This window comes from Candidatus Merdisoma sp. JLR.KK011 (assembly GCF_036941125.1).
Taxonomy (GTDB): Bacteria; Bacillota; Clostridia; order Lachnospirales; family Lachnospiraceae; genus Laedolimicola.
The window spans coordinates 335,365-359,302 of the sequence record NZ_JAYWSZ010000004.1 but is presented as its reverse complement, the minus strand read 5'-3'; the positions used below and the strand labels follow the sequence as shown (position 1 = coordinate 359,302).

Genomic DNA, 23,938 nt, shown 5'->3' with positions numbered 1-23,938 from the left:
CAAATGGAACAACCCCAATTTGGCAGGGCCTTTTCTCTTTCGCCGGCACATTAAAAAAATAAAGATAAAATTGCCCCAATATTTTTTCCTGCTTTGCGGCTATATAGGTGAAGGGATCTGAATTTTAGGGAAAGGAGATTTCAAGTGGAAGATGAACAGATTGTGAAATTGTATCTTCAGCGCAATGAAAAAGCATTAGAGGAAGCACAGCGTAAGTATGGCGCCTATTGTTTTCACATTGCCAGGAACATTCTTACGATTTGGGAAGATGCAGAAGAATGCGTGAACGATACGTGGAACTTATCGTGGAACAAGATTCCTCCGGTTATTCCAGCGTCCTTAAAAGCATTTCTCGGAAAACTCGTCAGAGACAGAGCAGTCAGCCAATATAGGGCAAATCACGCAAAAAAGCGATATAGAGGAATCGAGCTGATCTTTGAGGAGCTGGAAGAATGCATTCCATCCGATTTTGATATGGAAGAAAGTTTTGCCAATCAGCAATTGTCCGAATTCATCAATGACTGGCTGGGAGAGCTTTCGAAAGAGGACAGAGTACTCTTTGTCAAACGGTATTATTATGGCGATGCAGTAAAGAAATTGGCCAAAATGACAGGCTGCACGGAAAATCAAATGGCACAAAAGATGCTGAAATTAAGAAAAAGTTTGAAGGCATGTTTAACTGGTATCCTGTCTGAATAGCAGCCAGACGAGACACCGGACAGGACATAGGAAATGGGGTAAAGTATGAGAAAAGAAGATTTGTATCATGGAATATCAGGAATCCGCCCGGCTTATCTGGAAGAGGCTGATTCTTATAAAGTGCGAAAGCCGCTTCGGTGGAAAAAATGGGCGGCAGCAGCATGTATCTGCATCTGCTGCGGCACTGCCGTGCCGGTTTTGGCAGCGGCAGACAATAAAATTGCATATGAGCTGTTGTATCACATTTCGCCCTCTGCCGCTCAAAAATTAAAACCAGTCCGTATTTCATGCGAAGATAATGGAATTAAAATGGAAGTGATAGCAGCGGATATCGAGGGGAATAAGGCAGTGATATTAGTGTCCATGCAGGATTTAAAAGGGAACCGCATAGATGAAACGGCTGATTTATTTGACAGCTATAGTATTCATACGCCGTATGATCAGACCGGCGGCTGTTTTCTTGTTGGATATGAGGATGAAACTGCAACAGCAACCTTTATGCTGGAGATTGAACAGGCAAATCAAGAGTTGATTCCCGGAGACAAGATTACTTTTTCAGCAGGAGAGATCTTGAATGGCAGGAAACATAGTAATTTTCAGCTTGAAAGTATAGATCTAAAGAATCTGCCAGTAATAAACGATTTGAAGGAAGATCCCAATATCAGAGGCTGCGGCGGAATGGAACTGGATGCTTTTGATGAAGAACATGCGCAGCTTATGGAACCCCGGGAGGAAGCAATTGTCCTGGAAAAAGGCGCTGCCTTAACCGGATATGGAATTGTGGATAATAAGCTGCATGTACAGGTTCGCTATACGGATATTCTTAAGACAGATAATCATGGTAATATTTATCTGAAAAATAAAGATGGAGAGATTATCTATTGCCAGTACAGCGCTGCTTTTTGGGATGACAATGAGGCGGACAGTTATGAGGAGTATGTGTTTGACATCCCTGTTGATGACTTAAATAACTATGAAATATGGGGTGAATTCTGGACATGCAGCGCCGGCTCTGTAAAAGGCAGCTGGCAGGTGACATTTCCATTGACATATGCCAATCCATCTTCTAGAATAAATGAATGAAATAGAAAGCGGAGAATGGCAGTCTGTGGAGCGGAGTGCCGGCAGAGAGGTAAGGAGACAATGAAGAAAGAGAATCTTGTATTTCATACGGTACTGGCACTTGTACTTACGCTGACAATCATTTCTTTGTCCGTGGTGTTTACCCTGGCATTTCGGCCCCTTTATTATCTGGATATTTCTGCCCTTGGCATTGCGGAGCAGTCGGGGTATCCAGAAGAGGAGATACGGGAAAATTATGACGTTCTGATCGACTATAACATGTCTTTGGGCAGTGACAGGCTGGAGTTTCCGACCCTTGCGATGTCAGAGCCCGGGCGGATCCATTTTGAAGAGGTTCGGGCCATTTTTAATATTTTTAAGTATATGGCGATTGCAGGCGCGGCGCTGAGCATGGCAGGGATTGTATTCTGTGCCAGAAGAAAGGAATTCAGGTATCTGAAGCTGTCCTCTATTCTGACGGTGGCTTTACCTGCCTTGCTCGGCCTGCTGGTGGCGATAAACTGGGACTGGGCTTTTGTAGCCTTTCATCATCTGGCTTTTAACAATGATTACTGGATTTTTGACCCGGCGACCGATCCGGTGATCACCATTCTGCCGGACACCTTTTTCATGCACTGCGCGCTGATGATTCTGGGCTGCGTGGCGTTTGGAAGCGTTCTTTGCGCTTTGATTTACCGAAAATGCAGAAAATAGCTTATGAATTCCCTGTTATCATCAGATTACGGGGGTGCTTGTTAAATAAAATATCTTTTTGCTTTACATTGGATACATGGGTATAGATTTCTGTCGTGCTGATAGAGCTGTGCCCAAGTATTCTCTGGATATAACGGATATCAACATCCTGTTCCAGCAGAAGGGTGGCAAAGGAGTGCCGGAACATATGCGGGGTAAGATGCTGCTCAATGCTGGCAAGGCGGGCGTAGCGGTTGATCATAAAGCGCACGGATTGATCCGACAATTTCTTTCCCAGCCTGTTTACGAAAAAATATCCGCATATTTCTATATCGGCCTGAAAGGCTGTCTGATACAAAAGAAGTGCAGAGAGAACCTCTGGATTTCCAATCTGTACAATTCGTTCTTTTGCCCCTTTTCCATAGATTAAGATGCTTTTATTTTCAAAATCAATGTCTGCCGGTTTGAGAGAGCATAGCTCAGATATCCGCATACCGGTAGCAAACAGCAGTTCAATAACAGCGATATCCCGGATACAGCAGCGGAGCTGATGCTCAGAAGCTGCTTTTTCTTTCTGCTTGTACAGGGTCGAGAGAAACGCCTGTATGGAATGGAAGGGAATGGTCTTGGGGAGGAGCTTTGCCTGCCGGAAACGGATATCGAGCCGGGAAAAGGGATTTTCCTCCAGAAGATCCATGTATTCCATATAGTGGAAGAAGGTTTTTAGTGCGGCAATTTTGCGTTTTACCGTTCTGGGACTGTATTCCTTGTGCAGGTGTGTGATGTAGCTGTCAACAGCCTCCCGGGAATAGAATTCCGGATATGCTTTTTGATAGTCGTTGTATTGGTTCAGATCGATTTGGTAGGCCTTTAAGGTTTTGGGATCCAGCCGTTTCCGGCATGCGCAGTATTCCAGATATTTGGCGGCGTAATAATCGAAGGTGTTCATCAATCGAGACTCTCCTTTGCTTTTTCATCCATTATGCACGGACGAGGCGGTGTTTGTCTATGGGGAATGTCTTAAAAACGACAATTGGAGGTCAAAAATCGACAGAATAAGGACAGGGTGACACAAGGTGGGGGAATGGTGGTATAATATTTTGTTAATAGTAGGGTTTTGGAATAATGGGCTCAAGAACGGGTTGATTAAAGGATAATTCCCGATTATTTGGGGGTAGAAGATTACTTGGTATAGCGGGCATAATTTCGAGATTATCAATGGAGAAACATATGGAAATGAAAAGCTCTAATGATGTGGAAGAAATTGCGCTGGCAAATTATAAGCAATCAGAACCTTGGCCTGATAATGATGTCTGGCATCATTATACAAGTGATAGCATACATAAATATGTACAAAATTATTTAGATAAATTACTTCTAACTACAGATAATATTTTGTTAAATGCTGGATGCGGTAAAACATCATATGTTACTAGCGCAAATGTTATATACATGGATATAATAAAAGAATATATCGATGCCTTTGAAAATTACTTAGTTGGTTCTATAGAAAAAATACCATTAAAAGAAAATACCATAGACTGTATTATATGTGTAGGTAGTGTTATCAATTATGCAGATCTTCAAAAAGCACTATCTGAATTTAGTAGAATTCTAAAACCAAATGGCATTTTGATTTTAGAATTTGAAAGATCAAATAGTGCAGAATTTTTGGGTACAAAGAAATATGGACAAGTTATTTTTAAACAAAAATATCACTATAATCATCAGGCGCATTATCTTTGGATGTATAATGAAAAATTTGTCTTTCAACTAGCAAATTATTATAATTTTATTTCCATAAAAAAATATCGTTTTCATTGTATTTCGTCATTATTTTTTAGATTTGGACTTTCCGAAGAAAAAGCAGCTAAATATATTAAGTTTGATAGAGTAGCGCAACCTTTTTCCTATCTGATAGCACACAATGAAATCATCATTTTTACAAAAGTTGATCCTTAACAAATTGGAATAAAGCAACTATTGCAGAAAGAATTGTCAATAAAGAACAGGCAAAAGTTATTTCTGTATTAAAATAATTTGAATAGCAAAAAAATGCAGTTATAATTGCAAAAAAAACGCAAAGAATACGTACTGCCCATTGTTTAAACTGGTACTTTCGTCTGGCATGTAATGTTATATTTTCTGATGAAACTTGGTTACACAAGCCATTTTGAAAGAGTAGGCAATTAACCAAAGTGATATCGTCTATTTCGACTTTATTTACAAATTCTTTCTTGGCCTTATTTAATAAATTATCAAAAAATATTTTAACTTGTTCTGAATCTATATATTTTTCATACCATGCTACGTAATGGTTTATATAAATATCTGATAATAACTCAAAATAAAATTCTTCATTTATATGGGTTTTAGACGGTAGACCATTTATCAAAGGCTTAATAGCAATATTAAAATCCATAAAAGACAATTCATGCTTTAAATTGCAATATGGTTGGAAATAAGGTGTTTTTAACACCTTGAATCCCTCCATGCTCAATAATTGCCGAAAGTAGTTGCTATCAATATCTATATATCTATTCTCCTTATCTTTTTTTAATGATAGTTCTGTAATAATATACTTTATATATAAATTTTCCTTTTTCAAAGACGTACAAATTTCTTCATAAAGCATATGATAAAAATTATAGAAATAAGTATGATTTCTCGGACTGGTACAAATATAGTCAATCAATAATACCTCACTTTGGGGAAGATATCCATACTCCGCAAAACCAACAACATTATTATTAACATATAAAATATAAAAGAACATTTTTCTGTTATCTTTATATTTTTGTTGTATATAATCTCTTATTTCAGAGGTAGATGTCTCTGAATTCTCATCCACTGTATGTATATAAATGTTAAGAGCATCAAGTAGATCTTTATCTTTCGCATTTGTAACTAACCTAATTTTATAAGTAGTTTCCATATGTTTCTCCATTGATAATTCTAAATTATGCCCGCTATACCAAGTAATCTTCTACCCCCAAATAATCGGGAATTATCCTTTATTAACATCCATTTAATTTAAACAAAGCCCTAAAACCACGACATATCCCACTAGACACAACAGCCTCTATTAAGCTAAAATACATAATAAAAAACCAAGGAAGTTCCCCCAAAATGAAAAAAGCAAGTAAAACCGCCCTAATATCCTGCTCCAACGCCCAGCCCCGTGCGAACAGCGAAAAGTTAACCGTTTTAAAAACCACTCTTTCATCTCTAGGCCTGCTCCCCGTCTTCGGAGACTGCATCTACGAAAAGGAATCCGTCTTTAGCGGTACGGCAAAAGAGCGAGCCGAGAGCCTGATGAGCTTTTACCGCGATCCAGAGATCCGGGCAATTTTTGATATCTCCGGAGGGGACATCGCCAACGAGATTCTGCCCTATCTGGACTATGATGTAATAGCCAAAAGCAATGCAGTATTCTGGGGCTACAGCGATCTGACAACAGTCATAAACGCAATCTTTACAAAAACGGGAAAGCAATCCGTACTCTACCAAGTCCGAAACCTTATCTCTTTACACGCCCAAGAGCAGAGAGCCAATTTTTCCGCAAGCTTCTTAGAAGGAAAGCCGGATTTATTTTCGTTCCATTATGAAATGATTCAAAAAGATTCCATGGAGGGCACAGTAGTAGGCGGAAATATCCGCTGCCTTTTGAAGCTGGCAGGCACCCCGTACTGGCCGGATATGAACGGGAAAATCCTACTTTTGGAAAGTCTCGGCGGCCTTGTTCCCCAGATGACAGCCCATCTGAATCAGCTAAAACAGATGGGCGTATTTGAACAGATCAATGGAATCCTTCTTGGAACCTTTACAAAGATGGAAGAGGAAAAAGCTTACCCGTCTATGCCGGAGCTGGTAAAGCGTTATGCAGGAAAAGAACTGCCCATTGCTAAGACAAATGAAATCGGCCACAATACCAATGCAAAGGCAATTGTAATCGGACAGAAGATGAATTTCACAAAATTTTCATAATTCTATTATTGACAATCCAACATATGGGTATTAATATATAGCGTAATATATATTTGGTATATACTACGCTATATATTTTTGCGCTCAGGACTTTAAAGGAGGTGACAGCCCCATGCAAAGAGAGCCCAACACCATCAATAAACAGCTCAAAATGATTCAAAAAACCTTCGAGGAAAGAAGAAACAAACACTTATCAAAATACAATCTCACCTCATCCCAGCAGGAAATTCTTTTTTACCTGGGCTTCCACGAGGGAGAGCCGATTCATCAGCGTGAGATAGAAAAATGGTTCCGTCTAAAGAATCCAACCGTCACAGGCATCTTGAACCGGCTGGAGGAAAAGGGATTTATCGTGCGGAAAACGAAAGAAAACGACAAGCGCTTCCGTATGATAGAGCTGACGGAAAAAAGCCGCTGCCTGATGCAGGAGATGTGTGAGGAAATGTGGCAGATGGACGATAAAATCTACAGCTGTATGACAGCAGAAGAACGCAGCCAGCTCTCCGGCCTTTTAGAGCGGATTTTAAACAGTTTGTCAGAACTAGAATAAAATTATGAAACTGGGATATTACGGAACTTTAAATAGTCCAGCTAAGAAATGTCAAGTGCTTTTGAAAAATAATTTCTGCTGGACGGTAAAGCTGCAAAGGCGCACGAGAGGAACTTTTATGAGTGCTTTTTCGAATAAAAGTTTCTCTCATTACCGGTGTGTCGAAGCAGCTTTACCCTTTAGTGCTGTCGCGCAGCGACTTAGAATAGGAGGTTTATATGCTCAAGACACTAAAAAAATACATCGGCGAATACAAAAAGATAGCAATATCAGCTCCTGTTTTCATAATCGTGGAGGTCATTCTGGAAATGTTCATTCCCCGTCTGATGGCAAGCATCATCGACGACGGCCTCGGCACGGGAAATATGAGCTACGTGGTAAAGGTGGGCCTGGTCATGCTGGTTGTCTCCTTTGCCTCCCTGTTCTGCGGAGCCATGGCGGCCAAACAGGCTTCCATCGCGTCCACCGGATTTGCCAAGAATCTGAGGGAAGCCATGTACGGCCAAATTCAAGAGTTTTCCTTCTCCAACATTGACCGCTTTTCTACAGCCGGTCTGGTCACAAGGCTGACCACAGACGTAACCAACGTACAGAACGCCTTTCAGATGATCATGCGCATGTTCACCCGGGCGCCGATTACGCTCATAACGGCAATGACTATGGCATTTCTTATCAATGCCCGTCTGGCCCTGGTATTCTTAGGAGCGCTCATTTTCCTGGGCTGTGTGATTATCTTCCTTATGGGAAAGGTAGGCCCCTATTTTCGGGAAATGTTTGAGAAATACGACGGCCTCAACGCCAGCGTGCAGGAGAATCTCACCAGCATCCGCGTAGTAAAAGCCTATGTCCGGGAGGAGCACGAGACAGAAAAATTCAAAAAAGCATCCCATGCACTGTACCTTTGCTCCGTCCGTGCGGAGAAGGTTATGGTGAGCATGATGCCGATTATGCAGTTCACAGTGTATACTTGCATCATTCTTCTCTCCTGGCTTGGTGCCAAGACCATCGTGGTAGGCGGCATGACAACGGGTGATCTGATGAGCATGTTCACCTATACCATGAATATTCTGATGAGCCTGATGATGATAGCTATGGTTACCGTTATGATTTCCATGGCAAAATCCTCCGCCGAGCGTATCTGCGGTGTCTTGGAGGAAAAGAGTGATTTGACCAGCAAAGAGGAAGGAGAGGCGCAGATGGAGGTGAAGGACGGCTCCATCTCCTTTGAGGACGTCTGCTTCAGCTACCACGGAGATAAGGAAAATCTCCATCTGTCCCATGTGAATCTGGAGATTCGCTCCGGCGAGACAGTGGGAATCCTGGGCGGCACCGGAAGCGCCAAGTCCACCCTGGTGCAGCTCATTCCCAGGCTCTACGATGTGACAAGCGGAAGCGTAAAGGTAGGAGGCCTGGATGTACGGGAGTACGATCTGGAGGCGCTTCGGAACGAGGTTTCCATGGTTCTCCAGAAAAATGTCCTGTTTTCCGGCACCATCAAGGAAAATCTGCGATGGGGTGATAAGGAGGCTTCAGATGAGGAGCTGATCCGTGTCTGCAAGCTGGCCTGTGCGGATGAATTTATTGAGAAATTCCCCAAGCAGTACGACACCTACATCGAGCAGGGCGGCACTAATGTGTCCGGCGGCCAGAAGCAGCGTCTGTGCATTGCCCGGGCCTTGCTGAAAAAACCGAAGGTGCTGATTCTGGACGATTCCACCAGTGCAGTAGACACGCACACCGACGCTATGATCCGCAAGGCATTCCGGGAGGAAATTCCCGAGACCACCAAGCTGATCATTGCCCAGCGTGTATCCTCCGTACAGGATGCGGATAAAATTATTGTATTAAATGACGGGCAGATCGACGGTATCGGCACCCATGAGGAGCTGATGGAGAACAATGCGATTTACCGGGAAGTATATGAATCTCAGCAGAAGGGAGGAGACGCAGATGAGCAGTAATCAGGCGAGAGGCCCAAAAGGCCCTATGGGACATGGAAAAGGAATGAAAAAAGGCCCAAAGGCCAAGAATCCCGGGCGTACCCTGAAACGCCTCTTTGATCTCGTAGTAAAGGCTTATCCCGTTCACTGTATTTTTGTAGTTGTGGGAATTGTGGTGGGTGTGCTGGCCAATGTCCGGGGAAATCTGTTTCTCCAGACTTTGATTGACGGCTATATTACGCCGCTGATTGGCTCCGATACACCGGATTTTACGCCGCTTTTGAAAGCACTGGCTATGATGGCACTGATTTATCTGACGGGAGCGGCATCCACCTATCTCTACAACCGTCTGATGATCACGGTGGCCCAGGGAAGCCTTACAAGGATCCGAAACGAGCTTTTTGCTCATATGGAAACCCTGTCCATCCCTTATTTTGATACGCATTCCCATGGGGATATTATGAGTATTTATACCAATGACACGGATACGCTGCGGCAGCTTATCAGCCAGAGCATTCCCCAGCTTTTATCCTCCAGCATTACCATTGTCAGCGTATTTATTTCCATGGTGATGTTAAGCCCGTATCTGACGCTTCTGGTTGTGGTGATGATTGTCATTATGACCCAGGTGATTAAGCACATCGGCGGAAAGTCCGGAGCTTATTTTGTGGCCCAGCAGAAAGATCTGGGAGCGGTCAATGGCTATATCGAGGAAATGATGGAGGGACAGAAGGTGGTAAAGGTCTTCTGCCATGAGGAGGAGGCCAGGCGGAAATTCAAGAAACTCAATGATCAGCTCTTTGAAAGCGCAAGCAATGCCAATATTTACGCAAGCGTCCTGATGCCTGTTATGGCGAATATCGGAAATATCAGCTATGTGCTGACTACCATGGTAGGAGCCCTTCTGGCAATCGGCGGCGTGGGCGGCCTGACCCTGGGCGGCCTGGCATCGTTCCTGCAGCTGAACCGGAGCTTTACCCAGCCCATTACCCAGGTGGCCCAGCAGTTCAATTCGATTATTATGGCCCTGGCCGGAGCGGAGCGTATCTTTGAATTGATGGATGAGCCCTCGGAGCAGGACAACGGCTATGTGACCCTGGTCAATGCCCGTTATGAAAATGGGGAGCTTGTGGAGGTTCCCGAGCGCACCGGCGTCTGGGCCTGGAAGCATCCTCATCACGACGGAACTCTTACCTACACAGAGGTGAAGGGAGATGTGGTGATGGACGGCGTGGACTTTGGCTACACAGAAGAGAAGATGGTGCTCCATGATATCAAGCTCTTTGCAAAGCCCGGACAGAAGGTGGCATTTGTGGGGGCCACGGGAGCCGGAAAGACAACCATCACCAATCTGATCAACCGTTTTTACGATATTCAGGACGGAAAAATCCGCTATGACGGGATTAACATCAATAAGATCAGCAAGTCGGATCTGCGCCGTTCCCTTGGAATGGTTCTCCAGGACAGCCACCTGTTTACAGGCACTGTGGCAGACAATATCCGCTATGGAAAACTGGACGCCACGGACACTGAGGTGAAGGGCGCGGCATTGCTTGCCGGTGCGGATACCTTTATCCGGCATCTGCCTCAGGGCTACGACACGATGATTTCCGGCGACGGGGCGAATCTGTCACAGGGGCAGCGTCAGCTTTTGACGATTGCCAGGGCGGCCATTGCCGATCCACCGGTGCTCATTCTCGATGAGGCAACCTCCAGCATTGATACCAGGACGGAGGCGATTGTTCAGAGGGGGATGGACAGCCTGATGACGGGCAGGACGGTATTTGTGATTGCCCACAGGCTTTCTACGGTGCAGAATTCTGATGTGATTATGGTTCTGGAGCAGGGGCGGATTATTGAGCGCGGAACCCACGAGGATCTGATTGAGGAGCACGGAAAGTATTATCAGCTTTATACAGGGGCCTTTGAGTTGTCGTAAAAATTAAAAAAATTATAACAAAAACATTTTTCCTTTTTGAATAAAAGTCCTGCAAATGGCTCATAATGGTAGCAAAGAGCAAGAAAGGAGACTTTTATTATGAAAATGTTCAGAAAGTACACAGCCGGTGCGCTGCTTCTGGTAATGATTCTGGTAGTGGCGGCTTGTGGAAATTCCGACAACAACGCTGCGGATACGCCGGGAAATGACACAACGAATGAGGGAACAACCAACGGAACCAATGGTACGACAAACGGAACGAATGGAACTACGAACGGTACAACCAATGGTACGACCAACGGCACTACGGATGGAACCACCAATGGTACGGACGGCGACGGAGTTGTGGATGATCTTGGCGATGATATTGTGGATGGCGTGGATGATGTTGTCAATGGCGCTGAGGATGTGGTGGACGATGTGACCGGGAACGGGAATACGACTACCAACGGCGGTACGAATGCGAATCCGTAATTGATATGGTTTGGATGTGAATCTGGCGGGAGGCTTTTGGGCTTTCCGCTGGATGTTTTTGGGGAAAATACATAAATGTTTGGTTGCAGGTAGGGGAGAAATGAGGTATACTATCGTAAATGGTAAGATATGTTTGTTTTTTCTTTCCTAGATAATGTTGGTGATCGCTCTTGGATTGGGATAGATTTTGATGAGAGGGATTGCGGAATCAGAATAAGAGTATAGAGGGGATTGAATTATGAATTTTATTACAGTGAAAGAGTTATATAAGAACAGTGAGGCTTATCTGGATAAGACCATTGAGGCTGTGGGCTGGGTGAGGAGTAACCGGGGGTCTAAGGCTTTTGGATTTCTGGTGATCAATGATGGTTCGTATTTTAATACGCTGCAGGTGGTTTACCATGATACGATGGAGAATTTTGCGGAGATCTCTAAGCTGAATGTGGGTGCAGCTGTGATTGTGAAGGGAAAGCTGGTGGCTACGCCGGAGGCGAAGCAGCCTTTTGAGATTCAGGCGGAGTCGGTGATGGTGGAGGGTGATTCTGCGCCGGATTATCCTTTGCAGAAGAAGCGGCATTCTTTTGAGTATCTGCGGACGATTTCGCATCTGCGGCCGCGGACGAATACGTTCCAGGCGGTGTTCCGGGTGCGGTCGCTGGCTGCCTATGCGATTCATCGGTTTTTCCAGGAGCGTGGGTTTGTGTATGTGCATACGCCGCTGATTACGGGAAGTGACTGTGAGGGCGCCGGGGAGATGTTCCGGGTGACGACCCTGGATCCGAAGAATCCGCCTTTGACGGATGATGGGGCTGTGGATTACAGCCAGGATTTCTTTGGGAAGGAGACGAATCTTACGGTGAGCGGACAGCTGAACGGTGAGACGTATGCCTGTGCTTTCCGGAATATTTATACCTTTGGGCCGACTTTCAGGGCGGAGAATTCCAATACGACCCGGCATGCGGCGGAGTTCTGGATGATCGAGCCGGAGATGGCTTTTGCGGATCTGGATGATAATATGGAGATTGCGGAGGCGATGCTTAAGTATGTGATTCAGTATGTGCTGGATGAGGCTCCGGAGGAGATGGAGTTCTTTAATCAGTTTGTGGATAAAGGGCTTCTGGAACGGCTGAAGGGCGTGATGAACTCGGAGTTCGGCCATGTGACGTATACGGAGGCGGTTGAGATTCTGGAGAAGAATAATGACAAGTTTGATTATAAGGTGAGCTGGGGCTGTGATCTGCAGACGGAGCATGAGCGGTATCTGACGGAAGAGGTGTTTAAGCGGCCGGTGTTTGTGACGGACTATCCGAAGGAGATTAAGGCTTTTTATATGAAGCAGAATGAGGATGGGAAGACTGTGGCGGCGATGGACTGCCTGGTTCCCGGGATTGGAGAGATCATTGGAGGAAGCCAGAGAGAGGATGATTATGAGAAGCTTGTGACCAGGATGAGGGAGCTTGAGCTTAATGAGGAGGATTATGGATTCTATCTGGATCTTAGGAAATACGGATCTGTGCGTCACTCTGGGTTTGGGCTTGGGTTTGAGCGGTGTGTGATGTATCTGACGGGAATGGCGAATATCCGGGATGTGCTTTCGTTCCCGAGGACGGTGAAGAACTGCGAATTGTAAGAATGGAAGGGCTGCTGCAATGTATGGAAGGGATTTCGTATGTTGGGGCAGCTTTTTTTGAGGGGTTGGGAGGGGACGGTGCTGTCAAAAAATAAGCCGGCAGACTTTTCCCTATCCTGTGTTCGGACGGTTCACGTACAGGCTGTCTGCCCTATACGGACATTGGTTTTTGGTTTGTGGATTTTATGTTTTGGGTAATGTCCGTAGAGGTCAGACAGTCTGTGCGTGAACAGCCGGACACTGGATATGGGAAAAGTCTGCCGGCTTATTTTTTGACAGCACCTGGTTGTGGAGGTGGAAGGATAGATGGGGGATTGGAATTTTTTGATGGATTCTTTTTCTTTTTGTTTCATAGGCGGTTTCCTCTGTAAAAATTATTTTGTATGAAGTATGTGAAAGTTGTATTTGCCTTTATATAGAAATTACGGTATTATATTAAATATAATTATAAAAATAAAACAAGGAAGGGATGAATGGTGGCTGGTTATGAAGAAAAGAATATTCTCAATGCTATTTTTTATGTATATGGCTTTTTTGATTTTATTTGTAGTATTAAAATTTGATGGAAGTTTTGAGGCGCTCATATCACTTCGCCGCAGTATCATGGAAAATGAGCAAAATGGAATTATAAATGTGAATCTCATTCCTTTTAGAAGTATATCTCCATATTTGAGGAATATTACAGAACCATTTGCCTTTAGAAATATTGCGGGGAATATTGTATTATTTCTTCCTTTGGGATTTTTTTTCTGTAACATATTTTCTAAAAAAATTTTAAAATCAATTATACTTTGTATAGCAGTAATATTGGTGATTGAATGTATACAATTTGTATTCAAAATAGGTTTTTTTGATGTGGATGATGTACTTTTAAATTTTGTAGGATGCTTATTTGGAATTTGTGTTGGTTTGGTTTTGAATGCTGTTGACACATCAATAAAACAATGATATATATTAAATATATAAAATTAATAATATATTTTTATAAGCGTGTTTTTGTATGTACTTTACATAGTAATTGTGGCATTATATTAAATATAATTATGAAAATCAGATTAGGAGGGTGAGATGGCAAGAATAGCGGAAAAGCCTCTGGAGCGTATCGGAGGTAAGAAACGGCTGTCGGCAACGGAGATGAAATTTATGGAAGTAATCTGGGCGCATCCGGAGGGGATCAGCAGTGAGGAGATCTATAAGCAATTTCCTCAGGCCCGGGGAACGAAGAGTACGACTTTGTACAATATTTCGGAAAAGGGGTATATCACGAACCGCCAGGAGGGGCTTCATCATATTTATACGGCTCTTGTGTCAAGGCTGGAATATGAGCAGGCCGTGATCTGCCAGGAGCTGGAAAAAACCTTTGGGAGCAGTTCTTTTGAGCGGCTGGTGGCGGCGTTCTGCGGAAAGGAGAAGCTGACAAAGGAACAGCAGAAAAAAGTCCAGGCGCTGCTGGATGAGATAGGAGAGGAAGCATGATATTTTATGAGGGACAGCTTATGGTACTTTGGCGGTTCAGTGATCTGATTCTGTTGCTTTTTACAGGAGTTTTGATTCAGAATATCCTGTTCCTGCTTTTTGCGGCGGGACACAGGTTCCTGGAAAAGAAGCTGTCTATGTGCGATATCCGCAGACTGATGAAGCTGGTTCTGTGGTATGCCCTGATTCTCTTGCCGGCAGTAGCGGGTATTGTGATGTTCAAAGCTACTTATACGAAGTTTGGGCCGGTGTCTAAATGGATTGGGAAAGGAGGAGAATCAGAGCATCCATTGATTTATATGAATTTGGAATCCTTTAGTTCCAGAACTGCTTACGGGAATCATTGGATCTTTCTGGTGATTTTATGTGTATGGATAGTGGGAATACTTGTAAAAGGGATGGCGCCGAGCCTAAGAACCCGCCGTGTGCTTAAAAAATTAAAAAGAACCAAAGTGGCACAGCCGGATCTGGCATTGCTCGGGATAGTTCGGAGACTGGAGAAGGAGCTTGGGATAAAGAAAGAGGTAGAAATGATAGAAAGCCCGCTGCTGTCGGTGCCTTTTGTGACAGGCTGGTTTCGCAGCAGGCTGTATTTTCCGAGCCAGATTCGGGACGAAGTGGAACGGGAACTTCTGCTTTGCCATGAACTGACGCATTGTCGCTGCTGGGACGGGTTTTACCGAAGGCTTTTGTTCCTGCTGGGAGATCTGTACTGGTTTAACCCGTTTATGCATTTATTTGCGAATTATTTTGTGGAGGTCAGTGAGATGGCCTGTGACGAGGAGGTCTTAGAGAAATGTTCCTCTCAGGAGAAGAAGCTCTATGCAAAGCTTCTGGTTTCCTTTGAGACAGGAGAAGACTTCCTGCGGTCGGCTGCTGCGTTGACCGGACATGCAGAGAGTGGATTGGAAAGGAGATTGAAGAATATGAAGAAAAAAGAAACGAAGAGAAGCAGGCGGAGTGTTATGCTGGTGACGGCGGTTGTATTGAGTATGTGTCCGCTGGCTACGGTATCTGCGGCTTCCGGGGTATCTGTGCTGCAGGATAGAATCATTAAGATGACGTTTCCGAATTTTGAGGAAGAGATGAACGGAATTCAGAATACACTGACAGAGGAAGTGGATTATGAAGATTTGGGAGAAACGAGGGAACTTGGAATTCACTTAGGGGCGAGAGGTGCGTCCATAGATACAACACTAAATGGGACAGGAGCGGTTGTTGTGGAAACAAGGGCGTTGAAAAAGGGAGATGAGATACTTTTTACAGTATGGGGAGATAAAACGACAGATAAATTCCGAGTAGGGTGGAAGGACAGTTCCGGGAAGACAATTTCTGTCACGTCCACGGATGGCGAGATTTTTCACACATTTACGATACCGAAGGATGATACGTATATTTTGTTTATACAAAGGACTTCCAGCGGTACGGTTCATGTGACGGGAAGAGTTTCCTTAAAGTGATGATACGTTGTACATATATTTATAAAATGTAAAAATAAATATTGATATATTTCTATGAGCTAAGGTGAATGCTGTTGATTTTGTAGGTGATCAATCCGGAACATCCGAAACCGGAATATGGGAAAGAAGACAAATGGTGGAAAATGTGTAAACAGGAGTTACGTCCACTATGGCAGTAATCTGGGGGGGAGGGAAAAGAAAATGCGTGATACAAAAATTTTTTCTTATATAACGCTTTTTCTTGCAGAAGCTATGGCAATATTAAAAGATACCTATTTTTATAGTATGCAGCTGCAGGCTTCAATGCGGTATCGGGTGGATTTGACGATGGCCTATAGACTGATTCCCATATGTGTCATTGGAATGCTGCTTGCGTTTGCTGTATCCTATGGAAAATCATGCAGACTGCTGGGAGTGTTTTTGGGATTAATTGTATTGAATATTGGTTTGGTGATATTCAGTTATTATACATTTATTTTCCGTGATTATTCTGGAATTATCCTTGTAACTGGGTTTTCCATAGGAGGCAGCGTTGCGCAGATAATATCGAATAAGGCTGAACCCAGATTATAACACATACTTTACTGTATTTTCATCCATAATAGACAGACGGCTAGGTAAAACAGCCGTCTGTTTTTAGATTGTAAGTCATAAGATCCTGTGATAAAATAAAACCAGTTTACACTACCCTAAAAATTCAAGTTTGACACCAAAATCAATGGGAGGCCAGTAAAATCAAGGCCTCCCATGTTTTTTCAGCATAGTGTATATTTGACTGAAATATTGATATATTGATATATTTCTATGAGCCAAGAGGTTGCTGAAGTTGGTGCTGTGGTATTCTCTGGTTTTTCTGCCGACGTTTGGATGTCTTTCCTAATATACGCGTTATGAATATCTGCTAATATATCAAAATAAATATTGACATAATTATTTTGTTAAAATATAATAAAAGCGTACTCAGAAAATGGACATGACTCAATGAACAACTATTTAAAATAAAAATGATAGGAGTATATTACTATGAAATTTAAAATAATAGGATTATTTACAAGTATTCTGCTTTCAGGTGCGCTTATTGCGAATGCTGAAAGTTCGGCTGATGTAAATAATTATTTGGCTTTTTCTACGGCTGCTCAAGCGGCATCTATAACTTATTCGTCAGATGGAAACGGAACGGAAATGTTGTCTGATAATGTAGGAGTAGAAAGTTCAATGGATGACTGGTCGGGCTATAAGTCTGTTGAAGCAGAGATGCGAGAGGTTTCAAACGGCGTATATGAAATGCTGAATGAAGAGGGTGAAGTGATTGCGGTTTATGAAGAGATAGAGGGGGATGATGTTTTACAAAGCCGTGCAAGCTGGACGATTGATTGAACCGTCAAACCAGGTGTTCAGACAGCAGGCTCAAGTCGTATTGAAAGCTATGCAGGACTTGAGTTTAGTCACAATATAAAGTTTTCCCGTACAGGCACTTCTAAAATTGGCATAGCCAGCCATGATGAGAAGTATATTTATTGGGGCGCTACATCCACGAATGGCTTTGAGGGTGTCATTACCATAAACAGAGCTATGGGTAAGGTTTCATTAGCTATCAGGAATGATTCAAGCAATACCATAACCTATACAGGAAGCTACACCATTTAATGGAATTGTAAAAAATCAGTAAGACATATGTTACTGGTCACGGAGTGAATAGTAACAGACAGACGGCTCAGCATAAGAGCCGTCTGTTTTTAGATTGCAAGCCATAAGATCCTGTGATAAAATAAAACCAGTTTACACTACCCTAAAAAGGGTGAAAAGTACAGGAACGGTAATGAAAGAAAGGGAAAGACTATGGCGGTTGTACAGAGCATTGAGCTTACAAAAATGGTAGAGAAACTGAATCTCAAAAACGAAACTCCGGACATTGACATGTCGGGAATGAAGCTGGTTACCCCGGAGGTGAACCGTCCGGCCCTGCAGCTGACGGGATACTTTGACCATTTTTCTTCGGAACGGGTGCAGATTGTAGGATATGTGGAATACACTTACCTGCAGAGCAAGACCAAGGAGGAAAAAGCGCCCATCTACGAGCGGTTCTTTTCCAGCAATATTCCCTGTGTCGTTTACACCTCCCAGACAGAGCCGGAAGAGGAGGCTCTGGAGCTGGCCCATAAGTATCAGGTGCCTATCTTAAGCACTCCGGTTATGACCTCCAACTTTATGGCAGAGGTTATCCGCTGGATGAATGTGGAGCTTGCCCCCCGGATTTCCATACACGGGGTTTTGGTGGATGTGTACGGAGAGGGCGTGCTGATTATGGGCGAGAGCGGAATCGGAAAGAGTGAGACGGCCCTGGAGCTGATTAAGCGGGGACACCGTCTTGTGACAGACGATGTGGTAGAGATACATAAGGTCAGCGACGACTCCCTGGTGGGACGTTCTCCGGAGATTACGAAGCATTTTATCGAGCTTCGCGGCATCGGCATCGTGGATGTAAAGACCCTCTTCGGCGTTGAGAGCGTCAAGGAAACCCAAACCATTGATATGGTAATCAAGCTGGAGGAATGGGATAAGGATAAACAGTATGACCGCATGGGACTCCAGGAGGAGTACACGGAGTTTTTGGGAAATAAGGTGGTCTGCCATTCCCTTCCCATCCGGCCGGGCCGGAATCTGGCAATCATCGTAGAGTCTGCGGCAGTCAACCACAGACAGAAGAAGATGGGCTACAATGCGGCTGAGGAACTGTACCGCCGCGTCCAGGCCAATATTGCAAAGAGAAATTAAGGAAAAGGGGTGAGCGGCATATGAAAAAGTATTGCTTTGGCGCAGATATCGGAGGCACCACGGTAAAGCTTGGCTTATTCGATACGGAAGGAAACATATTGGATAAATGGGAGATTAAGACCCATACGGAAAATGAAGGCTCTGCCATCCTGCCTGATACGGCGGCCGCCATCCTGGCTAAGATGGAGGAGCGGAAGCTGAACCCCGAAGAGGTAGCCGGAATCGGCGTAGGCGTTCCGGGGCCGGTATCCATCGACGGCATTGTGCCTCACACGGCCAATCTGGGCTGGGGCTATAAAGAGGTAACAAAAGAGCTCTCCGAGCGCACCGGCCTTCCCTGCAAAGCGGGAAACGACGCCAATGTGGCGGCGCTGGGCGAGATGTGGATGGGAGGAGCAAAGGGACACAAGGATGTCCTGCTTCTGACCCTGGGAACCGGCGTAGGCGGCGGAATCATTGTGGACGGTAAGATTCTGACAGGCGCCCATGGGGCCGGCGGGGAGATTGGCCACATTCACGTAGAGGATCAGATAGAGGAGCACTGCGGCTGCGGCAACCAGGGCTGCCTGGAGCAGTTTGCCTCTGCCACAGGCATTGCGCGCCTTGCCCGGGCTGCTTTGGCCGAGAGCGAAGAGCCTTCAATCCTTCGTGAGGGCGAGGTGACGGCAAAGGCTGTCTTTGATGCCCTGAAGGAAGGGGATGAGCTGGCGAAGCGTGTTGTGGAACGTTTCGGAAGATATCTGGGGACTGCCATTTCGGTTATGGCCGGGATTCTGGATCCGGAGGTTATCGTTATCGGCGGCGGCGTGTCAAAGGCCGGCTGGATTCTTCTGGATTACATCCGCAGATACTACAAGCCGTATGCCTACAAGTCATCCAAGGAGACGGAATTTGCACTGGCCCAGCTGGGAAATGACGCCGGAATCTACGGCTGTGCAAAGCTGATACTGGATTAAAAACGTTACTGGCCGCGGGGCGGACAGTAACCTAAAAACAGATAGCGGACAAAACAGACGGATGAATCAAATACTTGTAATTCGGAGAGAATTATAGTATGATTAACTTTAAGCTTTAAAAAGCAGAGTATCATGGGATTGGAATAAGTAATCTCTCTCATACAGATGTATTGGGAGGGATATCACGGGACTGGAATAGGAGGGGTGAAGCTAAATGAACGCCATATACTGGCTGATTCTTTTCATTGTGCTATTGGTGATTGAGATCATCACATTGGGACTTACAACTATCTGGTTTGCCGGCGGGGCACTGACGGCCTTTGTGCTTTCGATGCTGGAGGTATCACCGGCGGTACAGTGGGCTGTATTCTGTGCTGTTTCTCTGATTCTTCTGTTTGCTACACGCCCATGGGCGGTGCGTTGTTTTAACAACCAGAAGAAGGAAAAGACCAATGTGGACAGTCTGATAGGCAGGACCGCTGTGGTTACATCTGAGATCCGGAATCTGGAAGGAAAAGGCGAGGTTTTTGTAAACGGACTTACCTGGACGGCCCGTGCAGGGGAAGATTCCCTGGTAATTAAGGAGGATACCCACGTTACGATAACAGCCGTACAGGGCGTGAAGCTGATTGTTGAAGTGAAAAACTGACAATGGTTCTGTAGGAGATGCTGCGGAACTAGAACTGGAATAGGAGGATATGACATGGGAGTTGGAATTGCACTGGTTATTATATTGGCGATCTTTATTTTGGCCATTCTTGCATCGTGTATCAAGATTGTACCCCAGGCACAGGCACTGATTATTGAGCGTCTGGGCGCATACATGGGAACCTGGGGCGTAGGTATCCACTTTAAAGCGCCTTTTATCGACCGGGTGGCAAAGCGTGTGACCTTGAAGGAACAGGTAGTTGACTTCGCACCTCAGCCGGTGATTACCAAGGATAATGTTACCATGCGGATTGACACGGTGGTATTTTTCCAGATTACCGATCCGAAGCTGTTTGCATACGGCGTGGAGAACCCGATCATGGCAATCGAGAATCTGACGGCCACTACCCTTCGTAATATCATCGGCGAGCTGGAGTTAGACCAGACTCTGACCTCCCGTGAGGTAATCAATACCAAGATGCGCGCTTCTCTGGATATTGCAACAGATCCCTGGGGAATCAAAGTGAACCGTGTGGAGCTTAAGAATATCATTCCTCCGGCAGCTATTCAGGATGCTATGGAGAAGCAGATGAAGGCAGAGCGTGAGCGCCGCGAGGCGATCCTCCGTGCAGAGGGTGAGAAGAAGTCTACGATTCTGGTAGCGGAAGGCCAGAAGGAATCTGCAATCCTTGACGCAGAGGCTGAGAAGCAGGCGGCCATTCTCCGCGCAGAGGCAAAGAAGGAAGCAACCATCCGTGAGGCAGAAGGTCAGGCACAGGCTATCTTAAAGGTTCAGCAGGCCAACGCAGACGGTCTGCGGATGCTCAAAGAGGTAGAGGCAGACAGTTCAGTGCTGCAGCTTAAGAGCCTGGAGGCATTTGCCAAGGCGGCGGACGGCCAGGCGACGAAAATTATCATTCCCTCAGATATACAGGGATTGGCGGGCACGATAAAAGCCATTACAGAAGTGGCAAAGGACAGCTGAGATAAGATATTTGGAGGCTGTTGCAAAATGGGTGAGCAGGCTTTTCCGAAACGTCTGCTCATCTATTTTGTAACAGCTGCTTTCTTTTACTGTAAAAAAATTTGATTTTGAGCAGAGACTTGGATGTAAGCAGAATTCTTTTGCAGGAGGCAGCATGGAACCGGTAATTGATTTGTCAAAGGAATACGGCCTGGTGCTGGAGGGCGGCGGAGCCAAGGGCGCTTATCAGATAGGAGCCTGGAAGGCGCTTAAGGAAGTGGGCGTCCGGATACGCGCAGTGGCCGGAACCTCCGTAGGAGCCCTCAACGGCGCATTGATCTGTATGGGCGATCTGGAGCAGGCGGAAAAGCTCTGGAAGACCATAGCCTATTCTAAGGTTATGGACGTGAGCGACGAGCTGATGGGGAAGCTGTTTGATAAGGAACGGATGAAATCAGAGGACTGGCGCAGTACGCTCAAGGATATTTTCAAGGTACTGGCGGAAGGCGGAGCCGATATAGCGCCTCTTCGGCGTCTGCTGGAGGAAAATGTGGATGAGGAGCGTATTCGGAACAGCCCGGTAGAATTGTACTGCTGCACCTATTCCGTTACAGACCGCAGGGAGCTGGATGTAGATATGAAGACTGTGCCGGAAGGGCAGATGCAGGATATGCTGCTGGCAAGCTCCTACCTTCCTGTTTTTAAAAATGAGAAGCTTCACGGAAAGACCTATGTGGACGGCGGGGTGACCAATGTGCTTCCCGTAAATGCGCTGCTGGAGAGAGGCTATGAGAATCTGATCCTCATCCGGATCTTCGGCGTAGGCCGTGAGAGGAAAATAACCATTCCTCAGCAGGCCACTGTGCTTGAGATTGCGCCTAGAACCAGTCTTGGCAGTATGCTGCAGTTCGACGGGGCAAAAAGCCGGCGGAATATGCGGATAGGCTATTACGATGCCATGCGGATGCTCTACGGGCTGGAAGGAAAAATATATTATATTGAAGAAAATAAAGAAGAGTGTTATTATTTAAAGCAATTGACAGAGCTTCGCCCGGAGGTTCTGGAGCGGCTTCTTGAAAACTATAAGATCGAAGGGGAGCCGGGAGGGCCGCTGCGGCGTTATATGGAAGCGGTTCTGCCGCAGATAGCCGGGGAATTGAAGCTTGGAAGCGGATGGAATTACAAGACGCTTTATCTGGCTGTACTGGAGGCTTCTGCAAGGCTGCTGCGGATTAGGAAGTATCGGATTTACAGCTTAGAGAAGCTGGCGGAGGCTGTGCGGAGGAAGGCGGCGGACAACGGAATTCCCGAGGGGGCTCCCGGATTTGTGCATATTATTTTGAATTGAAAATTGCAATGAGGGATATTGCGTAACCGGAATAAGATAAAATAGGACTGGAGGACAAGTGTGATGGATTTAAAGGGACGGGATTTTTTAACATTGAGAGACTATACGCCGGAGGAGATTTCCTATCTGATAGAGCTTTCCGGAAAGCTGAAGGCCAGGAAGAAACAGGGCATTGCCGAAAAGCCTCTTCGCGGAAAAAACGTGGCGCTGATTTTTGAAAAAACCAGTACGCGTACCCGCTGCTCCTTTGAGACGGCGGCCCATGATCTGGGAATGGGCACTACATATTTAGACCCTTCCAGCTCCCAGATTGGAAAGAAGGAGAGCATTGCTGATACGGCCCGGGTGCTGGGGAGAATCTATGACGGCATCGAGTACCGGGGCTTTGGACAGGAGATTGTGGAGGAGCTGGCCAGATATGCAGAGGTTCCCGTCTGGAACGGCCTTACGAACGAATACCATCCCACCCAGATGCTGGCCACGCTTCTGACCGTAAAGGAACATCTGGGCCGTCTGAAGGGCGTGAAGCTGGTGTACATGGGAGATGCCCGTTACAATATGGGGAATTCCTTAATGATTGTCTGTGCCAAGATGGGAATGCATTTTACGGCCTGCGCGCCCAAGGCTTATTTCCCGGAGCAGGAGCTGACAGATTGGTGCAGGGCCGTGGCGGAGGATACAGGCGCGACTATTACGCTCACGGAGGATGTGGATGCAGGCACAAAGGGAGCGGATGTGATTTACACCGACGTATGGGTTTCCATGGGAGAGCCGGACGAGGTATGGGAGTCGCGTATCCATGATTTGATGCCGTACCAGGTAAATAAGCATGTGATGGAAAATGCAGGCCCTCAGGCGATCTTTACCCATTGTCTGCCCGCGTTCCATGATTTGAATACAAAAATCGGAAAAGAAATCAGCGAGAAATTCGGCATTACGGAGATGGAGTGCACGGACGAGGTATTTGAGTCCTCCCAGTCTGTCGTATTTGACGAGGCGGAGAACCGGATGCACACCATAAAGGCCGTGATGGCGGCGACCTTAGGAGCAGAGATTGATGAAGCAGAATAAACCGCCGGGGGGCGATTCCTATTACTATTGGAAGATCATAAATATGATTCTGGCCTGTGTGATTCTAATTCTGGCGATTCTGATTATTCTGGGAGGAAAAGACGGCCTTCTGGTGCCGGGCGTCTTTTTCCTAGGAACTGTGATGTGCAGCATGTCCGGAATTATGGAGCTTGCCAGGAACAAAAGGGTAGTAGGGTATATCTGCTCGGTTTTTGCCGGGATTTTAACAGTGGCGCTGATTGTAAGTATAATTCAGATGTGGTGAG

At 45.5% G+C, this 23,938-nt stretch carries 24 protein-coding genes; 22 read left to right on the top strand and 2 right to left on the bottom strand.

From position 1 onward, the window contains the following. The first annotated feature begins 144 nt into the window (after positions 1 to 144). From VV089_RS15415 to VV089_RS15405, 3 genes are read left to right on the top strand one after another with little or no spacing between them, the layout of a single operon-like run. A complete protein-coding gene (locus VV089_RS15415) occupies positions 145 to 699 on the top strand; it encodes an RNA polymerase sigma factor (protein ID WP_172543202.1) in 555 nt (184 codons plus the stop codon). Between the two features lie 45 nt (positions 700 to 744). Next, the gene (locus VV089_RS15410) at positions 745 to 1,782 is read left to right on the top strand and encodes a DUF4179 domain-containing protein (protein WP_172543203.1); all 1,038 of its coding nucleotides are present in this window, start codon (positions 745 to 747) and stop codon (positions 1,780 to 1,782) included. 60 nt (positions 1,783 to 1,842) lie between these two features. After that, on the top strand, positions 1,843 to 2,475 hold the full coding sequence (locus VV089_RS15405; RefSeq protein ID WP_334336505.1) for a TIGR01906 family membrane protein: 633 nt from the start codon (positions 1,843 to 1,845) through the stop codon (positions 2,473 to 2,475). 1 nt (position 2,476) lies between these two features. Here the strand turns inward: VV089_RS15405 and VV089_RS15400 are convergent, their stop codons facing one another. Then, positions 2,477 to 3,403 (bottom strand): tyrosine-type recombinase/integrase, encoded by a 927-nt coding sequence (locus VV089_RS15400; protein ID WP_334336504.1) that lies wholly within the window; start codon positions 3,401 to 3,403, stop codon positions 2,477 to 2,479. Between the two features lie 281 nt (positions 3,404 to 3,684). On the opposite strand from VV089_RS15400, the gene VV089_RS15395 reads away from it, so the two are divergent. After that, the gene (locus VV089_RS15395; protein WP_172543207.1) at positions 3,685 to 4,416 is read left to right on the top strand and encodes a class I SAM-dependent methyltransferase; all 732 of its coding nucleotides are present in this window, start codon (positions 3,685 to 3,687) and stop codon (positions 4,414 to 4,416) included. Here VV089_RS15395 and VV089_RS15390 read toward each other — a convergent pair. Beyond that, positions 4,397 to 5,389, bottom strand: coding sequence for a hypothetical protein (locus VV089_RS15390; RefSeq protein WP_172543206.1), 993 nt, complete (start codon positions 5,387 to 5,389; stop codon positions 4,397 to 4,399). The two genes, VV089_RS15395 and VV089_RS15390, sit on opposite strands and share 20 nt — an antisense overlap. Positions 5,390 to 5,583: 194 nt before the next feature. Between VV089_RS15390 and VV089_RS15385 the strand changes: the two genes are divergently transcribed. From VV089_RS15385 to VV089_RS15300, 18 genes are all read left to right on the top strand, one after another. Further along, positions 5,584 to 6,441 (top strand): S66 family peptidase, encoded by an 858-nt coding sequence (locus VV089_RS15385; protein WP_334336503.1) that lies wholly within the window; start codon positions 5,584 to 5,586, stop codon positions 6,439 to 6,441. Between the two features lie 112 nt (positions 6,442 to 6,553). Next, a complete protein-coding gene (locus VV089_RS15380) occupies positions 6,554 to 6,991 on the top strand; it encodes a MarR family winged helix-turn-helix transcriptional regulator (protein ID WP_172543209.1) in 438 nt (145 codons plus the stop codon). Positions 6,992 to 7,209: 218 nt separating this feature from the next. Further along, complete coding sequence (locus VV089_RS15375; RefSeq protein WP_334336502.1) at positions 7,210 to 8,952, top strand: ABC transporter ATP-binding protein; 1,743 nt, start codon at positions 7,210 to 7,212, stop codon at positions 8,950 to 8,952. Next, positions 8,942 to 10,870 (top strand): ABC transporter ATP-binding protein, encoded by a 1,929-nt coding sequence (locus VV089_RS15370; RefSeq protein ID WP_442891552.1) that lies wholly within the window; start codon positions 8,942 to 8,944, stop codon positions 10,868 to 10,870. Before VV089_RS15375 ends, VV089_RS15370 begins: the two co-directional genes overlap by 11 nt. Positions 10,871 to 10,969: 99 nt before the next feature. Further along, positions 10,970 to 11,344: a hypothetical protein gene (locus VV089_RS15365; RefSeq protein ID WP_334336501.1), complete on the top strand. Its 375-nt coding sequence runs from the start codon at positions 10,970 to 10,972 to the stop codon at positions 11,342 to 11,344. A 238-nt stretch (positions 11,345 to 11,582) separates the two neighbouring features. Continuing rightward, complete coding sequence (gene asnS, locus VV089_RS15360) at positions 11,583 to 12,974, top strand: asparagine--tRNA ligase (protein WP_334336500.1); 1,392 nt, start codon at positions 11,583 to 11,585, stop codon at positions 12,972 to 12,974. Between the two features lie 486 nt (positions 12,975 to 13,460). Next, positions 13,461 to 13,922, top strand: a complete 462-nt coding sequence (locus tag VV089_RS15355; protein WP_334336499.1) for a VanZ family protein — start codon at positions 13,461 to 13,463, stop codon at positions 13,920 to 13,922. Between the two features lie 120 nt (positions 13,923 to 14,042). Beyond that, positions 14,043 to 14,450 carry a BlaI/MecI/CopY family transcriptional regulator gene (locus VV089_RS15350; protein ID WP_334336498.1) on the top strand — a complete coding sequence of 136 codons (408 nt, stop codon included), beginning with the start codon at positions 14,043 to 14,045 and terminating at the stop codon, positions 14,448 to 14,450. Then, positions 14,447 to 15,910: a M56 family metallopeptidase gene (locus VV089_RS15345; RefSeq protein WP_334336497.1), complete on the top strand. Its 1,464-nt coding sequence runs from the start codon at positions 14,447 to 14,449 to the stop codon at positions 15,908 to 15,910. Before VV089_RS15350 ends, VV089_RS15345 begins: the two co-directional genes overlap by 4 nt. Positions 15,911 to 16,027: 117 nt before the next feature. Next, positions 16,028 to 16,483 carry a hypothetical protein gene (locus VV089_RS15340; RefSeq protein ID WP_334336496.1) on the top strand — a complete coding sequence of 152 codons (456 nt, stop codon included), beginning with the start codon at positions 16,028 to 16,030 and terminating at the stop codon, positions 16,481 to 16,483. A gap of 450 nt (positions 16,484 to 16,933) precedes the next feature. Further along, positions 16,934 to 17,287, top strand: a complete 354-nt coding sequence (locus VV089_RS15335) for a hypothetical protein (RefSeq protein ID WP_334336495.1) — start codon at positions 16,934 to 16,936, stop codon at positions 17,285 to 17,287. Between the two features lie 462 nt (positions 17,288 to 17,749). Next, positions 17,750 to 18,685 (top strand): HPr(Ser) kinase/phosphatase, encoded by a 936-nt coding sequence (gene hprK, locus VV089_RS15330; protein ID WP_172540668.1) that lies wholly within the window; start codon positions 17,750 to 17,752, stop codon positions 18,683 to 18,685. Between the two features lie 20 nt (positions 18,686 to 18,705). Continuing rightward, positions 18,706 to 19,641 (top strand): ROK family glucokinase, encoded by a 936-nt coding sequence (locus VV089_RS15325; protein WP_172540669.1) that lies wholly within the window; start codon positions 18,706 to 18,708, stop codon positions 19,639 to 19,641. A 214-nt stretch (positions 19,642 to 19,855) separates the two neighbouring features. After that, entirely contained in the window at positions 19,856 to 20,290 is a 435-nt protein-coding gene (locus VV089_RS15320; protein ID WP_334336494.1) for an NfeD family protein, read from the top strand. 54 nt (positions 20,291 to 20,344) lie between these two features. Continuing rightward, entirely contained in the window at positions 20,345 to 21,274 is a 930-nt protein-coding gene (locus tag VV089_RS15315) for an SPFH domain-containing protein (RefSeq protein ID WP_172544165.1), read from the top strand. Positions 21,275 to 21,428: 154 nt separating this feature from the next. After that, a complete protein-coding gene (locus tag VV089_RS15310) occupies positions 21,429 to 22,601 on the top strand; it encodes a patatin-like phospholipase family protein (RefSeq protein WP_334336493.1) in 1,173 nt (390 codons plus the stop codon). A 63-nt stretch (positions 22,602 to 22,664) separates the two neighbouring features. Beyond that, positions 22,665 to 23,672, top strand: a complete 1,008-nt coding sequence (argF, locus tag VV089_RS15305; RefSeq protein ID WP_334337584.1) for an ornithine carbamoyltransferase — start codon at positions 22,665 to 22,667, stop codon at positions 23,670 to 23,672. After that, on the top strand, positions 23,659 to 23,937 hold the full coding sequence (locus VV089_RS15300; protein ID WP_172544167.1) for a hypothetical protein: 279 nt from the start codon (positions 23,659 to 23,661) through the stop codon (positions 23,935 to 23,937). Before argF ends, VV089_RS15300 begins: the two co-directional genes overlap by 14 nt. Position 23,938 lies beyond the last annotated feature (1 nt).

Coding starts and splice junctions, on each gene's coding strand:
- VV089_RS15335 (WP_334336495.1), top strand. CDS start 16,934: ATGAAATTTAAAATAATAGGATTATTTACAAGTATTCTGCTTTCAGGT.
- VV089_RS15385 (WP_334336503.1), top strand. CDS start 5,584: ATGAAAAAAGCAAGTAAAACCGCCCTAATATCCTGCTCCAACGCCCAG.
- VV089_RS15380 (WP_172543209.1), top strand. CDS start 6,554: ATGCAAAGAGAGCCCAACACCATCAATAAACAGCTCAAAATGATTCAA.
- VV089_RS15405 (WP_334336505.1), top strand. CDS start 1,843: ATGAAGAAAGAGAATCTTGTATTTCATACGGTACTGGCACTTGTACTT.
- VV089_RS15355 (WP_334336499.1), top strand. CDS start 13,461: ATGAAGAAAAGAATATTCTCAATGCTATTTTTTATGTATATGGCTTTT.
- VV089_RS15410 (WP_172543203.1), top strand. CDS start 745: ATGAGAAAAGAAGATTTGTATCATGGAATATCAGGAATCCGCCCGGCT.
- argF (WP_334337584.1), top strand. CDS start 22,665: ATGGATTTAAAGGGACGGGATTTTTTAACATTGAGAGACTATACGCCG.
- VV089_RS15390 (WP_172543206.1), bottom strand. CDS start 5,389: ATGGAAACTACTTATAAAATTAGGTTAGTTACAAATGCGAAAGATAAA.
- VV089_RS15310 (WP_334336493.1), top strand. CDS start 21,429: ATGGAACCGGTAATTGATTTGTCAAAGGAATACGGCCTGGTGCTGGAG.
- VV089_RS15375 (WP_334336502.1), top strand. CDS start 7,210: ATGCTCAAGACACTAAAAAAATACATCGGCGAATACAAAAAGATAGCA.
- VV089_RS15320 (WP_334336494.1), top strand. CDS start 19,856: ATGAACGCCATATACTGGCTGATTCTTTTCATTGTGCTATTGGTGATT.
- hprK (WP_172540668.1), top strand. CDS start 17,750: ATGGCGGTTGTACAGAGCATTGAGCTTACAAAAATGGTAGAGAAACTG.
- VV089_RS15325 (WP_172540669.1), top strand. CDS start 18,706: ATGAAAAAGTATTGCTTTGGCGCAGATATCGGAGGCACCACGGTAAAG.
- VV089_RS15340 (WP_334336496.1), top strand. CDS start 16,028: ATGGGAAAGAAGACAAATGGTGGAAAATGTGTAAACAGGAGTTACGTC.
- VV089_RS15345 (WP_334336497.1), top strand. CDS start 14,447: ATGATATTTTATGAGGGACAGCTTATGGTACTTTGGCGGTTCAGTGAT.
- VV089_RS15365 (WP_334336501.1), top strand. CDS start 10,970: ATGAAAATGTTCAGAAAGTACACAGCCGGTGCGCTGCTTCTGGTAATG.
- asnS (WP_334336500.1), top strand. CDS start 11,583: ATGAATTTTATTACAGTGAAAGAGTTATATAAGAACAGTGAGGCTTAT.
- VV089_RS15315 (WP_172544165.1), top strand. CDS start 20,345: ATGGGAGTTGGAATTGCACTGGTTATTATATTGGCGATCTTTATTTTG.
- VV089_RS15400 (WP_334336504.1), bottom strand. CDS start 3,403: ATGAACACCTTCGATTATTACGCCGCCAAATATCTGGAATACTGCGCA.
- VV089_RS15395 (WP_172543207.1), top strand. CDS start 3,685: ATGGAAATGAAAAGCTCTAATGATGTGGAAGAAATTGCGCTGGCAAAT.
- VV089_RS15300 (WP_172544167.1), top strand. CDS start 23,659: ATGAAGCAGAATAAACCGCCGGGGGGCGATTCCTATTACTATTGGAAG.
- VV089_RS15370 (WP_442891552.1), top strand. CDS start 8,942: ATGAGCAGTAATCAGGCGAGAGGCCCAAAAGGCCCTATGGGACATGGA.
- VV089_RS15350 (WP_334336498.1), top strand. CDS start 14,043: ATGGCAAGAATAGCGGAAAAGCCTCTGGAGCGTATCGGAGGTAAGAAA.